This window comes from Pseudomonas pergaminensis (assembly GCF_024112395.2).
In the GTDB taxonomy this organism is placed as follows: Bacteria; Pseudomonadota; Gammaproteobacteria; order Pseudomonadales; family Pseudomonadaceae; genus Aquipseudomonas; species Aquipseudomonas pergaminensis.
Map to the genome: position 1 here is coordinate 183,020 of NZ_CP078013.2, position 14,424 is coordinate 197,443.

Sequence of the window (14,424 nt, forward strand, 5' to 3'; positions counted from 1 at the left end):
AGAGGCTCTGATGGAGAACTTTGAAGTTTTGATGCGAGAGAAGAAAGATGAGCATTTATTGGATGGGTTAGACGCTGTGGATGATGCAGTTTTACGTGCGATAAGAGACAGTTTTCAAAATGTTCCCGAAGATTATCTGGCATTCTTAAAAGACTTTGGTGCTGGAGAAATTGACTATGCAGGTATCATGCTTTACAGCGGCTTTTTAGAGGCTGAAGAGATTTTTGATGCAGGTACTGCTAACGCTTTTCGGGATATTCGATTTTTCGGAGATGATATGCAGGGCCGATGCTTCGGCTTCGATACAAACGACAACTGGTCTGTAGTCGAAGTGGACTCATCGGATATGAATATTAGAAAGTTGTCTGATGAATTTTCTTGTTTTTTATATGGTTTACTGAGTTGAGGGGAATAGGGGTCAGGGAAATAGAAAGGAAAATAGGGGAGGAAAATAGGGGGCGGACCACGATTAGTGCACTTATGTATATTGCTGGTCTGACCCCTATTTCCCCTATTTCCCCCGAGCAAATGCACAGCTGGAACCTTCAGCACTTATAACGCCTCATGATTGTTATAAGGAATTGGGAAAATATAGTGGTCAGACCACGGTTTTGCGCTTTTTAGAGTTCAGCAGAATTGCTCTTTTAAAATATGATTCATTTTTTGTAATTGTTCGATTTTGTTGGCCTGGTGATGGGCGGCTAAGCTGTAAGCTCTTATTCATTTGGGGGTTTATATGGCTCGCCGCCCTAGAGTTATACTGCCGGATATCCCGTTGCACATGATTCAGCGGGGAAACAACCGATCTGAGTGTTTTTATTCAGACGAAGACTATATTTTTTACGTTGATAAATTAGACCTGCTTGCTGAATTGTATGGCTGTGAAATTCACGCAATGTGCTTGATGACAAATCACGTTCACTTGTTGTTGACTCCCACCTGCTTCGCAGGTGCTGGTCTACTTATGAAAGGGCTGGGGCAGCGCTAAGTTCAATACATCAATCGAACCTATCAACGAACGGGCACGTTGTGGGAAGGACGTTTCCGCTCCTGTCTGGTTCAAAAAGACAACTATGTTTTAGCTTGCTATCGATATATCGAAATGAATCCGGTTAGAGCGGGCATGGTTGCTCATCCGGGCGACTATCGCTGGACCAGCTACAGGGCAAATGCACAGGGCGAGCCATCAAGCTTTTTAAGCCCACATGCGGTCTATAGAGAGTTAGGTAGCAGTACCGTGCAACGAGCCGAATCCTATTCACCATTGGAACTTCGGCAAGACAGATTTCCCAACGCAGATCGTTGACCCTCGCCATCTTGTGCCCGTACCTTCGCGCGAGGCTCATCAACTGATACACCAACAAACGAGCGCGACCTCTAACATCTGGGTGGGGCCTATTTCTCCGTTGCACCGAATAGAGATCCCCGAATGGTCGACGCCCCTGGCGCCAAAACGGTGAAGGCATGAACGTTAAAACAGCATTGGAAGCGCTGGGGTTACCCCACGCGTTGGTGGCCTGCGCCGATGGAAGCATCGACCCGCCCATTTGCACGCTGCAGGCCCCTGCCGAGTGGTATGGGTTTCCACCTGCGCTGATCCCGATATGGAGTGACGGATCTCGGCCTACCTATATTGGGTACTGGAAGCACTGGTTTGTTGATCGTGAACCCACCTTCGTAAAAATGTACGTTGGCAGCGACCGAATGACCGTCGAGATCGCCCGCACGCCTGAGCAACTGATGGCCGTGCTCGCCATGATGTCCATGAGTCTTGAGGAGGGTGTCACGCCCGAACTTGAGCAGTTCGCCAAGGCGGTGGGGCTTGATTGCCTGGGCGCATTGGATGCGCAATCGTTGAAAAGTGGCGACGACCCCAAAGGCTTCGCCAACGTCGAACCGTTCAAGACGTTGACGCCACTGGCCAGTGTTGCTGACGGCGTAACGCGTTACACCGGAAACTTCCCGAACCCGTCCGCCCCAGCCCCTGATTGGTGGGAAAGCAGCTGCTATTTTGACGTTGTCGACGAGCACATGCCGGTGCCCAAAGGCGTGGAATTGCCCGCGTGGTTTGATCCTGAACGCGAGAAAAAGCCGTTGTTCGAGGCTTATATGCAAGCGGGGCGCCTTGACTGCGCATGGCTGACCTTGAACTCCACTGGCTGGTCCATCGCCGATGCACGCCAGGCACTGGTGGAATTGCAGGCTCGGGCCGGTGATGAACGCTTTGATAACGTTGTCGACTATTGGTTGTCCATTGCGGATCTGGATGCCGGAGGCTATTGAACTTGGCTGATTCGTAGTGGTTAAAGGTTACGTGCAATGGGGAGCCACGCAGTAACATGCGCGCCCGATGGCCTAATCAAGGATGATCAATGAAACCTGTAAAACTCTCCCTCCAAGCCTTCCTCATGTCCTGCCTGGTAGCTGGCTGGGGCCTGGTGTACGTCGATCGCATCAAGTGGGGCATCCGCGTCGCGGCACTCTTGTACACCGGTATCATCCTGATGGGCCTCTGCGGGGTGATCGCAACACCGGTCGGGTTGTATGTGCTGTTGGGCTTCATCATCGCGGTGAAGCTGGCGTCGGCGGTTGCGTCCGCCGTTTTGGCACGCCGCTATACAGGCCCGCTGGACGTACCGCGTAAACGGTTCCACGCGCTCTACGTTGGCGTGCTGATCGTGATCACCTTGATTCTGCTGACCGTGCTTCGGGCGCCGTTGCTGGGCTTCAATACGTACTTCGTGCCGACAGGCTCGATGGCTCCCACAGTGTCGATTGGCGACTACATCGTGTCCGACCTCAAGGCCGGTGCGCCCAAGGTCGGCGACATCGTGGTGTACCGCTGGAATGGCACCGAAGCGATCAAGCGCGTGGCGGGCATCGGCGGCGATACCTTGGCCATCGTGAACGGCGAGTTGATCCGCAACGGCGAAAACCTCGGCTTCTTCCACGCACCGGCAGACCGGGTCAAAGGCGCTGAGTCATTGACGCTGGCGCCGGTAAAGGTCGAACCGGGTCACGTCTACCTGCTGGGTGACAATCGCTACAACAGCAACGACAGCCGCTTCATGGGCCAAGTCCCGGTTGCAGAGGTGGTGGGCAAGGTCACCGGGATCTGGTTCTCGAATGATCGCGCACGTATCGGCACGTTATTCCCGTGAGCCTTCCGACGTTCAGTCAAGTACACGGGCACGATTGAGAAAGAGTGTGAGCCCATCTGCGCCCGCTCAAGACAGACACAAACACCTTGAACCTGGAACGACACCGCATGGACGTCAATAACACCGCTAAACGCCCGACGATTCTGGCCAGCATCGGCCGACGCCGGGCCGCGCTCATCCTCCTTTGCCTGGCAACACTCGCAGGTTGCCAGGGTGTCCCCTACCGAGGCGCCGAAGATCAGGCGCGGATCAACGCCGACTTGAAACTAGGGGCGACACCTTCCCAGTTCATCCCCTTGCGTTGGGCTTACTCGGACTATGGCATTCAATCCGGTACCCAGACAAAGGATGCGGTTGCCGTGGTGCAGCCGGGCCGGGTCACGCTGGTGGGGTATGAGGGCGGGCACTATGTGAGCCAGGCCAGCTTCCCGGTGGCATCGGTGGACTGTGCCTACATCTTCGAAAGCGAGGGCAGTGACAGGCCGGTATGGCTGCTGCAAAAAGAGCGCTTCGTGTTCCTTTCGCCGAGCGACCATCGTGGCAATGGCGACATGGCCAGGCGCGTGCAACTGGTCAAGGAACTGGGCAATAGCGGTTTCAAGTTGCAGCGCGATGCCCAGGGCCCAGCCTACCGCCCGACCGGGAAGTCGGAGCGCCAGTTGGTGCTCAATACCGTCGTTGGTCATCACATGGAAGAGGTCGCCGAGAACCAGGCTTACAACGTGTGCCGGCCTCAGTGACCCTTTGAATAGCCTGTGTGGCAAGCCCGCTTGCCACACAGAACGGCGTGCGCCCGTGCCGGTTTACAGCAACTTGCGTTGTACTGCTTCGTCCAGTGTGCTGCGCGTCAACGTCTCGACCACTTCCCGCGTATCAGTCTGGAACGGCAGGCCCACGATCAGCACCAGATGCACCCAGGTGCGCACCGACTCACTCTTTTTGACCCGGCCCAGCTCCTTGCCATCCTTGTCCTTGAACACGGTTTCAAGGGTAAAAATGTTTTTCGCGGTAGTGGGGATCACGAAGAATGTGAAGCCAGTAATGAACGCCGAAACCGGGCTGTATTCTTCATTGTTGTGCAGTGTGGCGTCCACATAGAGGTCCGAGTCGGCCTTGTCGGTGCTGACCCGCGAAAAGCGGTTGGACTGTTGGAAGGTGTCGGCCACAGCCTTTTCCCACAGCACTACCGGGGCGCCGACTGCCGCATTGCCCGGGCCGCCGTTGACATGGTTTTGCGCCGTGGTGCGCACGTACGCGGTAGGTTTTTGCGCCGGGGCGTGAGCGGTCGGTGGCCAGGTCTGTACCACTGGCAGTTCGTGTTGCGAGTAGGACACGCAGCCGGTCAGCAGGACCGCCGCGAGTACCAGGCTGTGCTTGATCAATCCTTTCATGTGTTGCTCCTTGAAACTAAGGTTTCGCCAGTTTGGCGGTGGCGGTGTCGAGCAATTGCGCGATCAGTTTGGTCAGTTGCTGGCCGCCCATCGAAGGCGCCCAATACTGGCCGCTGTAAAGCCCGACGTTGTGTTCGAACGTGATCGACTCCTTCGCCGATGCCAGTTCCTTGCCGTCGCGATCGACGATGACCAGGTCGCCGGCCACGTCAAAACTGTCCACGTAGATGGGGCCGTTGACCCAGATCCAAATGGTCAGCGTTAGCAGCGCGCCGGGGACGTAGGCCGGGTGCGGGGCGCGATGGCCCTTGAGGGAAGTCATGTTGAATTTGAGCGTGACGTCGTGCTCACCGAGGCGGACCGGGTACTCGGTGACCTGCTTGAAATAACCCGCCGTGCGCACGTATTGGTTGATCTGGGCCGTCAATGATCGGCTGATGGCCGTCTTGTTGGCTTCGTTGACGTCGGCGGCACTCACCGTCACATCGGCGACTTGTGCACTGCGCGCGCTGCTAGTGGAAACCGGATGGAGCGGGGCGCCGATGGGGCCGGTGACGGTGTAGGAGACACAGCCGGTCATCGACAGCGCGGCAAAGAGCACCGTCGCCCGTAGGAGGGTTTTCGACACGTAATATCCCTATAAAAGAACGAACCAAGCCACTGTCTCGTCCTTTACGGGCATAACTTGAGCACGCAATTTTATTTATCAGGATGAGGCAAGAGCCATTATTGTTTTTGTTTGCCACACAACGTCTTGGGGACTGACGCCAGGGGCTTATGCGCCAGTGCCATTAAAACGACACTATCCTGGCGCCAAAACAGCTTGAGAACGGCTTTCAACTCCGTAAAATGCCGCGATTGTTTAAAGCTTGATACTTTTCAGGGACGAATTCAGACATGCGTGTGTTTGTCGTATTTCTCGCGGCCTGCCTTATGGCGGGCTGTGCCTCCAAGCCGGATTACTACATCTCCCCGGCGCCGGTGACCATTCCCAAGACGGCTACCTATTGGCTCGACAACTTCGACGTTGAGGTCCGGGGTAAAAACGAGCGCTTCTTGCCGGATGACAAAGTCCGCCAGCAACTGGGCGTCGACCTGATCGATCGCCTGCTCAAGGCCAAGCGTTACGCCACCAGCAAGGCATCCGCCGACTACATCCTGGATATGGACGTGATCTACGCCCGGCGTATTCAGGACACCCAGGGTGGTTTGGTCAGCCCGCTTATCGAAGACAACAAGTACCTGGTCGGTGTGGACTTCAACTACAAAGTCACCGTCAGGAAAGGCGATACCGAAGTCCTGCACTTCGCCCAGGCGCGCGAAGGTTTGATGCCTGCCGGCGCGGTTGGGCACTGGCAGAACCTCAAGACGGTCGGTGGGATTCTGACCCGCAGTGGCAACGCCAACGTAGAGCCGTTCTACACCGGTCTGTTGAGCCGCTTTATCGTCGATGATTTACGCAACATTCCGTCCCGCTAGTTCATTTGCAGAACAAACTTTCACTCCAGGAGCACCCCGTGAAAACACTGTCCAAAATCCTGCTGTCCGGCCTCACCGCCGCAGCGTTGCTGACCGTGGCCGGTTGCGCCACGGAGAGCAACCGCGCAATGCCGGTGGAACAAGTCGCCAGCGCCCACGTCGCCTATTCCGGCGTGCGTGTGCCGATTGCCGTGGGCAAGTTCGACAACCGCTCCAGCTACATGCGCGGCATTTTCTCCGACGGCGTTGACCGCCTCGGTGGCCAGGCCAAGACTATCCTGATCACCCACCTGCAGCAGACCAACCGCTTCAGCGTGCTGGACCGCGACAACATGGGCGAAATCTCCCAGGAAGCCGCGATCAAAGGCACCGTGCAGAAACTCAAGGGTGCTGACTACGTCGTGACCGGCGATGTGACCGAGTTCGGCCGCAAGGAAACCGGCGACCGCCAGCTGTTTGGCATTCTCGGCCGTGGCAAGACCCAGGTGGCCTACGCCAAAGTCGCGCTGAACATCGTCAACATCAGCACGTCCGAAGTGGTGTATTCCACCCAGGGCGCCGGTGAATACGCGCTGTCCAACCGTGAAGTGGTCGGCTTCGGCGGCACCGCCAGCTACGACTCCACCCTCAATGGCAAGGTCCTGGACCTGGCCATGCGCGAAGCCATCAACCGCCTCGTCGACGGCATCAACGCCGGCGCCTGGAACCCGCGTAACTGATCAGCAGCACCTCAAGGAGCAGTACAAGGATGAGCAAGGCAGTCAAGTTGGCGTTGATGCTGACAGCAGTCGCAGCGGTCGCCGGGTGCCATACGGCGCCTCAACCCCTGTATCAGTGGGAAAGCTACCAGCCGCAGGTTTACGAGTACTTCAAGGGCGAGCCCAAGGAAGCACAGGTCGAGGCACTGGAGCGCGATCTGCAGAAGATCAACGCCAGCGGCCGCAAGGCCCCGCCGGGTTATCACGCCCACCTGGGCATGCTGTACCTGAGCATGGGCAAGGATGACCAGATGGTGCAGGAGTTCCGCACCGAGAAGGCGCTATTCCCTGAATCCGCCTCGTACATGGACTTTCTGCTGAAAAACGCCAAGACCGGAGTCGCCACTAAATGAGCCTGTTGAAACTCACGGGCGCCTTGCTGGCCCTGGCCCTGCTCGGCGGTTGCGCAGCCCCCAAGACCATTGATTACACGGCGTACAAGCAGGCACGACCGAAGTCGATCCTGGTACTGCCGCCGATCAATGAGTCGCCGGAAGTGCAGGCGTCCTACAGCATGGTCTCGCAAGTGACCTACCCGTTGGCGGAAGCCGGCTACTACGTATTGCCGATTGCCCTGGTGGACGAAACCTTCCGCCAGAACGGTCTCACCACCGCCAACGATATCCAGGCCGTACCGCCGACCAAGCTGCACGACATCTTTGGGGCGGACGCGGCGCTGTACATCACCGTCACCGAGTACGGCACCAAGTACATGCTGATCTCCAGCGACACCTCCGTGACGGCTTCGGCCAAACTGGTGGACCTGCGCACCGGCACCACCCTGTGGACCGGCTCGGCGCGTGCTTCCAGCGAAGAAGGCAACAACAACGGTGGCGGTCTCGTCGGCATGCTGATCACGGCGGCGGTCAAGCAGGTGATCAACAGCTCCACCGATGCGGCGCACCCGATCGCCGGTATTACCAGTGCGCGCCTGCTGTCGCCGGGGCAGCGTGCGGGGATCCTGTACGGTCCGCGTAATCCGAAGTACGGTACGGACTGATATCCGGATTCTGAGAGCACCACAGTTGGACTGTGGTGTTATTTGAATCAGGGTTAACCCGAACATCCCGCACCGTGCGTCTGACCTTGTGAACGGATCATTCATTCACGAGGTTCAGCCCATGTCCCGTCCTCTGCTCTTCCTGCGTCCTGCCGCCCAAGGCTTTGCCGTCACCATGGTGGTGGCGTTGGCCGGTTGTGGGCTGTCCTCATCCCCTGAGTTGGCCAAACCGGCTGAGCCCGTCGCCGAATTGCAAAGCGCGCCGGTCCAGGGCGCCTTGGTCAAACGCATGGCAATGCCCGCCCCAATGCGCATGCAGGAATCAGCGGCGATGGACTACCGCAGCGAACCCCGCGAGCAATACGCAAACCTGCCGGACAACCCGGTGCATCGCGTGGCCGAAACGCCGGTTTCAACCTTCAGTGTTGATGTCGACACGGGTAGCTACGCCAACGTCAGACGCTTCCTCAACCACGGCAGCCTGCCGCCCGAAGGCGCTGTGCGACTCGAGGAAATGGTCAACTATTTCCCCTACCACTACGCGTTGCCCACCGACGGCTCGCCCTTTGGCGTGACCACCGAAGTGGCCGCCACACCGTGGAACCCGCGCACCCAACTGCTGCGCATCGGCATCAAGGCGTCCGACCGCCCCGTGGCGGAGTTGGCGCCGGCCAACCTGGTGTTCCTGGTGGACGTGTCCGGCTCCATGGACCGTCGCGAAGGCTTGCCGCTGGTGAAAAGCACGCTGAAATTGCTGGTGGATCAGTTGCGTGAGCAGGACCGTGTTTCGCTGGTGGTCTATGCCGGTGAGTCCCGGATAGTGCTCAAACCGACTTCCGGTCGAGACAAGGTGAAGATCCGCAACGCCATTGACCAACTCACCGCAGGCGGCTCCACGGCGGGCGCTTCCGGCATCGAACTGGCCTACCAGATGGCCCGCGAAGGCTTTATCGACAACGGCATCAACCGCATCCTGCTGGCGACCGACGGTGATTTCAACGTGGGCATCAGTGATTTCGACAGCCTCAAACAGATGGCGGTAGAGCAGCGCAAAAGCGGTGTGTCCCTCACCACCCTGGGTTTCGGTGTGGATAACTACAACGAACACCTGATGGAACAATTGGCCGACGCCGGTGACGGCAATTACGCTTACATCGACAACCTGCGCGAAGCGCGCAAAGTGCTGGTGGACCAACTCAGCTCGACCCTGGCGGTGGTGGCGCGGGATGTGAAGTTGCAGGTGGAATTCAATCCGGCGCAGGTCAGTGAATATCGCCTGCTGGGCTATGAAAACCGCGCCCTGAGGCGTGAGGATTTCAACAACGACAAGGTCGACGCTGGTGAAATTGGCGCAGGGCATACAGTCACAGCGCTGTACGAAATTGTGCCTAAAGGCGAGAAGGGCTGGTTGGAGCCTTTGCGGTACGCCGCTGCACCTGTGGCCGGGGACAAATCCGCTGAGCTGGCGATGCTGCGTGTACGCTACAAGCCTGCGGCGGGTGGTGACAGTCAACTGATCGAGCGGCCCATCAGTCATGAGTCCACCAATGCCAGCGATGACCTGCGCTTCGCGGCAGCCGTGGCTGCTTTCGCCCAACAGCTCAAGGGCGATGGCCGCTACACTGGCAGCATGAGCCTGCAGGACACTGCCGCACTGGCCCGCTCAGCCCGAGGCAATGACCCGTTCGGCTTGCGTAACGAGTTCGTGCAACTGGTGGAATTGGCCCAAAGCCTCAAACACTGAATTTGCCTGCAGCGTCGAACCAATGTGGGAGCTGGCTTGCCTGCGATAGCATCAATGCGGTGTGACTGAAACACCGAAGCGTCTGCATCGCGGGCAAGCCCGGCTCCCACAGGAAATCTGCATTGATCCATCGAAAGGAGTTCGCCACCTACATGGCCGTACCCGATGATTCACCCAGCGACGAAGCGCTGCTGGCCCGCTACCGAACCGGCGACAGCGCCGCGTTCGAAGCCTTGTACGCGCGCCATCGCCAGGGCCTGTACCGGTTCCTCGTGTCCTTGAGCAACAAGGCCGAACTGGCCGAGGAAATCTACCAGGAGACCTGGCTCAGCCTGATCCGCAGCGCCACCCAGCCACAAGGCCGGGCGAGTTTTCGTACATGGTTGTTCCAGATCGCCCGCAACCGCCTGATCGATTACTGGCGCAAGCACGGCATCCACAACCCGCTGCACGACAGCTACGACGAGCAACTGCACGCCCAGGCCGACGACAGCGCCGGCCCCGAGCAGCAACTGAGCCTCAGCCGCGACCAGGCGCGACTCGACGCCGCGCTGCAAGACCTGCCCGAAGACCAGCGCGAAGTCTTCCTGCTGCGCCTGCACGGCGACCTCGAAGTGCCGCAAATTGCCGCCCTCACCGGCGCCCCGCTGGAAACCGTCAAAAGCCGCCTGCGTTACGCCCAGCAGAAACTGCGCCGCCTGCTGGCCGAGGAGATACCCGCATGACCGACTCCCGACACACCCCGGACCCCGACGACGTGCTGCTCCGGCACATGCGTCAACACAGCACCGGCGAGCCGCCCGCGTCCCTCGACGCCTTCATCCTCAACGCCGCCCGCCGCGAAGCCCCGGCACCACAGCCAAGCCTGTGGCAACGCTGGCTGCAAACCTGCCAACGGCCACGCTGGCAGATGGCATTCGCCACCGTTGCAGGCTTGGCATTGATGATTGGCGTGGTGATGCGCGAACCCGTGCCGCAACCCGAAATCTCCACCGCGACCTTCTCCGCGCTTCATGAGGAAGCCGCGCGGCCCGCCCCGGCACCGATGTCCGCGCCTGCGCCGGTGGCCCGACTGGCTGTAGCCCCCAAGGCTGAGAGCGCGCAAGTCATGGGCTCGATGGCGGATGAGTCGAGCGCCAAGCTCAGCAAGCGCGCGCCGGTGGTGTTGCCGGGGTTGGAGGAGGGGTTGCAGGAGATTGTGAGCCTGCGTGAGGCTGGGGAAACCAAGGCGGCGGATGAAAAGCTGTTGGAGTTGTACAAGCGCTTTCCCGGTGAAGATTTGCCGGCGCTGTTGGAGGCGTTGCAGAAACATTAAATCGTCGTCCACAAAAAAGCCCCAGGTCTTTCGACCTGGGGCTTTCTCATCATATCTGGTGCCCCGGCGTCATTTGAACAAAGAATTCAAGTATCTGATTTATATAATAAAAATAGAATAAATTCCGTTTAGGGATACATGTAGGGATACACGGGCAGTGTTGCTTGCTGATGTTGATCCACTCAGTGCGTACTACAGCCAATATTTTACAATGGATTTAGGACTACCTGAGCCCAAAGGCCGAACTGCGCGAGGTAAGCGGTCGATAGGTAGCAATCGTGAACGTGGAGGATGGTCTCAATGGCATTGAGCGAGCTGGCAAGTGTTCTGTGCTAACGGTCCTTGTCTTTCCGCTTTTTATACCTCAACATGAGGGGTCATTTTCGGAAACGGTTGCGGAGCGGTGATGAGCACATTTGAATTGACGGCCTCAAACGCTTTTACTCGGCGAGCGACGATTGTCGATGATCCCGCAGAGGTGGATGCCCGTTTGCGGGAGCTGCATTCTGACTTGAGCCCAGTCCTGCTCCGTAATGCTATCACTGGCGGTCTTCAAGGACGCAATGAAACTAGTCGCGCGTCCGCGCCTACTGCGGCTGGCGTTCAGCAATGGTTGAAGACTGTTGAAGACCTACGCACTTTGCTAGCGACAGATCACTGGCATATCCATGAACAGAAGAACTGCCCTTTCATCAGTTCGCCTGATCGGAGCATTTCCATCGTGGTGATGACTGGGAACAGCGAAACCGGCATCAATGGCATTGATGAGCCAACGAACCAGGCTGAAAAAGGTGCTGTTGCTGAGGGGTATGTTTATAAAAATAATCGTCAGTTAGAGTTGTTCAATAGTGACGCGTTCCAGTTTGCCAAAGACCATCAAAGAGAAACTCAGGTCTGGGCGTTGCTTTATCACTACGACAAGGTGCTTAAGGAAGTTCGGTATGAGCTATCTTTGCCGACCGGGTTTGGTAATAAGAAAATTACTAACTGGGGTGTCCGTATCCTATTAGGAAGTGTTTCTAATAATCCTGATAATTTCACCATTCGTAAAGATGAATCAAATTCTCAGATTTCGGTAGAAGTAGAGCCAAAAATAGGTATGTTGTGAGTAAGTTGCTATGTCCGAAATAAATCCCAAGCAAATCACGTTTGCCAGGGTTAGAAGACGCTTCACTAAAGCTCAGCTGGCAAAGGAGTTAGGTATCACTAGTCGTAGTCTACAGAATTACGAAACTGGTGCTTCTTACCCCGAGGCAGCGGTTCTGGAGAAAATCGCGAAGTTACTGAACTTTCCTCAGGGCTTTTTTTTCCTTGATGAAGATATGCCAGAGTTGAGGGAAGATTCGGTAAGTTTTCGTAAACTTTCAAAAATGACTGATGCGTTGAAAGCTTGCACTTTTGCAGCAGGAGCTATCGCGTTTAGAGTCAACCATTGGATTGAGGAAAGGTTTAATCTGCCTGCGGCAGGGTTACCCGACCTGAGCGATTTAGCACCTGAAGAGGCCGCTGCCACCCTTCGTAGGATATGGGGGCTAGGTAATGCGCCCATTCCTAATATGATTCACTTGCTTGAGTCGAAAGGTATACGTGTTTTTTCGTTGGCCGAAGAAACCCGAGAGGTTGATGCCTTTTGTACGTGGTACGAGGGTAAGCCATTTGTTTTCCTTAACACCATCAAGTCCGCGGAGCGAAGCCGCTTTGACGCCGCGCACGAACTAGGGCATTTGGTGCGGGACGTTTACACCATGCAGCATGGTCAAGCCCACGGACCTGAAATGGAGCGACAGGCAGATGCATTTGCTGCCGCCTTTCTAATGCCTAGAGAGAGTGTGGCTGCTAATCAACCACCCACTTACTCTATTAAGTATCTGATGAAGCTTAAACATTATTGGGGTGTGTCGCTCGCAGCTATGGCATACCGGTTTAATTCATTAGGCCTGGTCAGTGAGTGGAATTACCGCAGCCTCTGTATAGATATTGCTAAAAGTGGATATCGGGTTAATGAGCCTGAGCCGATGGAGCGAGAGACGTCGCAGTTACTCACTAAGGTTTTAGACGCTTTACATAGTCGAAAGCAGGGCCGTCGTGAAATTGCAGAAAGCTTGAGTGTGAGCATAGATGAAATTAATTCTCTAACGTTCCAGTTGACAAGGTTGTCGGTGGTTTCAGGGCATGTAATTAGTGGGTCGACCGCTAAGAAGGGTGCGCCAAACTTGAGGCTCGTATAGCTGAGGGCATCCATTAACAAAGTTTATGAGTTGAACCAATATAGATATATGTCGTTTCAGAATTATGGTTCATGCTGAACACACTACCAACCGCTTTTGGCCAGAAGTAACCGTTCACGGTGTGCAGCTCGGCCAGAAGCTGCAACAGACAGATACTGAAAACAAAGTTTGTCTAAGCGAACTATCATCATTGTAAATTGCTTAGAACCTGTACTATCGCTTGTAGCAAGATTGAGATTGCTGCAAAAAAAGCTCCAGCGCCGTTCCACTTTGATTGTGTTGAAAAAGTAGCTGACATATCCCAACCATCTAATACTGCTGACGCATAGTTTGGTTGCTCTCCCCGCTTTCTGGCCTGTTTTTTACGGGCCTTCATCGCTTTTTCATAGCTTACTTTTACCACGCTTGCATATAACCAACTTCCTGCTGAAACTAGGCCTGTGAAAATTGAAGCGATGGTAAGATAAAAAGCAATATTGCCCATGCTTTAAAGACCTAATCTAAAAGTTCTAGGGTTGGAAAATACTACTTGGAACACGTACTTTCGGTTACCCATAGGATAGCGCTAAAAGGATATTTGTGTGAAGTAGATACGAAAATAGGTGCGCACGGTTTGGCGCTAAACTGCATAGGTGGCAAAAACTTCAGGTAGAGGGTTTTCGGGTATTGGCCTCTTGCTAAATTATACCATCTACGATTGAGCGTACTCGGCTAAGGTTAATAATGGTCAAGCGAAGAGCGTGATCGGGGCTAGACCGAATCTAGGAACGTTGAGGACTAATCCCGATTTTTTATTTTCACTTATTATTAAGTATGTATTGGCACTGCTCGATTATTGTATCTAACTTTATCGCCCAAGGTCTTGAGGCAGCCCTTGCCCATTCGTTCGGATCGGCCCAGCCCAATGATTTTATTTTTGCTACCTCATGAAGCCCACGATCGTATTTAATTATCGCCATTGATGCTTGCACCCACTTCGTGGAGAGGTCTTTTTCAATTTCTCGAGACGGCGCCACTCCCGTCTCTACATCATGCAAATATGCCTTTGTAGTCACTACGGCGCTCATTACTAGTTGTACTGCATCAAGTTTTTTTTGAACGTCGTTCTTGTTTTCTTGATTGTTTGCGTTCCATGCATTTATTAAGTTTGCAATTGCTCCAATCGCTTCGGGTACCATGTCTTTTCTCCTGTTGATTTAATATAAATAGTTGAAAAAATATTACATTGGGTTTTCGCTAATTCGGTCGTATACGGTCTCTGCCCATTCGTAGCTTCTTAGGAACACGATTCTGGTGATTAGTGTTTCCCTTTGAAAGTTTGCAATGGACTAAAATTATGGCGTGCGCC

General features: G+C 55.3%; 18 protein-coding genes. 14 read left to right on the plus strand and 4 right to left on the minus strand.

Going from position 1 to position 14,424, the window contains the following annotated elements:
• The first annotated feature begins 10 nt into the window (after positions 1-10).
• From KUA23_RS00815 to KUA23_RS00835, 5 genes are all read left to right on the plus strand, one after another.
• Positions 11-406, plus strand: coding sequence for an SMI1/KNR4 family protein (locus KUA23_RS00815; protein WP_078046318.1), 396 nt, complete (start codon positions 11-13; stop codon positions 404-406).
• A 375-nt stretch (positions 407-781) separates the two neighbouring features.
• Complete coding sequence (locus KUA23_RS00820; RefSeq protein ID WP_223204520.1) at positions 782-988, plus strand: transposase; 207 nt, start codon at positions 782-784, stop codon at positions 986-988.
• A 476-nt stretch (positions 989-1,464) separates the two neighbouring features.
• Positions 1,465-2,283, plus strand: a complete 819-nt coding sequence (locus KUA23_RS00825; RefSeq protein ID WP_157806810.1) for a hypothetical protein — start codon at positions 1,465-1,467, stop codon at positions 2,281-2,283.
• An 89-nt stretch (positions 2,284-2,372) separates the two neighbouring features.
• Entirely contained in the window at positions 2,373-3,161 is a 789-nt protein-coding gene (gene lepB / locus KUA23_RS00830) for a signal peptidase I (RefSeq protein ID WP_214498282.1), read from the plus strand.
• A 107-nt stretch (positions 3,162-3,268) separates the two neighbouring features.
• Positions 3,269-3,901: a hypothetical protein gene (locus KUA23_RS00835; protein ID WP_252993307.1), complete on the plus strand. Its 633-nt coding sequence runs from the start codon at positions 3,269-3,271 to the stop codon at positions 3,899-3,901.
• A gap of 63 nt (positions 3,902-3,964) precedes the next feature.
• On the opposite strand, the gene KUA23_RS00840 is transcribed toward KUA23_RS00835, so the two are convergent.
• Positions 3,965-4,552 carry a hypothetical protein gene (locus KUA23_RS00840; protein ID WP_078046321.1) on the minus strand — a complete coding sequence of 196 codons (588 nt, stop codon included), beginning with the start codon at positions 4,550-4,552 and terminating at the stop codon, positions 3,965-3,967.
• A 16-nt stretch (positions 4,553-4,568) separates the two neighbouring features.
• Positions 4,569-5,180: a hypothetical protein gene (locus KUA23_RS00845; RefSeq protein WP_078046322.1), complete on the minus strand. Its 612-nt coding sequence runs from the start codon at positions 5,178-5,180 to the stop codon at positions 4,569-4,571.
• 269 nt (positions 5,181-5,449) lie between these two features.
• Between KUA23_RS00845 and KUA23_RS00850 the strand changes: the two genes are divergently transcribed.
• From KUA23_RS00850 to KUA23_RS00890, 9 genes are all read left to right on the plus strand, one after another.
• On the plus strand, positions 5,450-6,031 hold the full coding sequence (locus KUA23_RS00850) for a hypothetical protein (protein ID WP_078046323.1): 582 nt from the start codon (positions 5,450-5,452) through the stop codon (positions 6,029-6,031).
• A 38-nt stretch (positions 6,032-6,069) separates the two neighbouring features.
• Positions 6,070-6,750 carry a CsgG/HfaB family protein gene (locus tag KUA23_RS00855; protein ID WP_078046324.1) on the plus strand — a complete coding sequence of 227 codons (681 nt, stop codon included), beginning with the start codon at positions 6,070-6,072 and terminating at the stop codon, positions 6,748-6,750.
• Positions 6,751-6,779: 29 nt separating this feature from the next.
• Positions 6,780-7,142 (plus strand): DUF4810 domain-containing protein, encoded by a 363-nt coding sequence (locus KUA23_RS00860; protein WP_100491775.1) that lies wholly within the window; start codon positions 6,780-6,782, stop codon positions 7,140-7,142.
• The gene (locus KUA23_RS00865) at positions 7,139-7,789 is read left to right on the plus strand and encodes a DUF799 domain-containing protein (protein WP_252993308.1); all 651 of its coding nucleotides are present in this window, start codon (positions 7,139-7,141) and stop codon (positions 7,787-7,789) included. Before KUA23_RS00860 ends, KUA23_RS00865 begins: the two co-directional genes overlap by 4 nt.
• 121 nt (positions 7,790-7,910) lie before the next feature.
• Entirely contained in the window at positions 7,911-9,533 is a 1,623-nt protein-coding gene (locus KUA23_RS00870; RefSeq protein ID WP_252993309.1) for a vWA domain-containing protein, read from the plus strand.
• A 152-nt stretch (positions 9,534-9,685) separates the two neighbouring features.
• A complete protein-coding gene (locus KUA23_RS00875) occupies positions 9,686-10,258 on the plus strand; it encodes an RNA polymerase sigma factor (RefSeq protein WP_025855475.1) in 573 nt (190 codons plus the stop codon).
• On the plus strand, positions 10,255-10,848 hold the full coding sequence (locus KUA23_RS00880) for a hypothetical protein (protein WP_078046328.1): 594 nt from the start codon (positions 10,255-10,257) through the stop codon (positions 10,846-10,848). The genes KUA23_RS00875 and KUA23_RS00880 overlap by 4 nt, the downstream gene beginning before the upstream one ends.
• Before the next feature lie 406 nt (positions 10,849-11,254).
• Positions 11,255-11,956: a hypothetical protein gene (locus KUA23_RS00885; RefSeq protein ID WP_252993310.1), complete on the plus strand. Its 702-nt coding sequence runs from the start codon at positions 11,255-11,257 to the stop codon at positions 11,954-11,956.
• Positions 11,957-11,966: 10 nt separating this feature from the next.
• Positions 11,967-13,076: an XRE family transcriptional regulator gene (locus KUA23_RS00890; RefSeq protein WP_252993311.1), complete on the plus strand. Its 1,110-nt coding sequence runs from the start codon at positions 11,967-11,969 to the stop codon at positions 13,074-13,076.
• Positions 13,077-13,263: 187 nt separating this feature from the next.
• On the opposite strand, the gene KUA23_RS00895 is transcribed toward KUA23_RS00890, so the two are convergent.
• Positions 13,264-13,560, minus strand: coding sequence for a hypothetical protein (locus KUA23_RS00895; RefSeq protein ID WP_252993312.1), 297 nt, complete (start codon positions 13,558-13,560; stop codon positions 13,264-13,266).
• A 313-nt stretch (positions 13,561-13,873) separates the two neighbouring features.
• On the minus strand, positions 13,874-14,254 hold the full coding sequence (locus tag KUA23_RS00900) for a hypothetical protein (protein ID WP_252993313.1): 381 nt from the start codon (positions 14,252-14,254) through the stop codon (positions 13,874-13,876).
• Positions 14,255-14,424 lie beyond the last annotated feature (170 nt).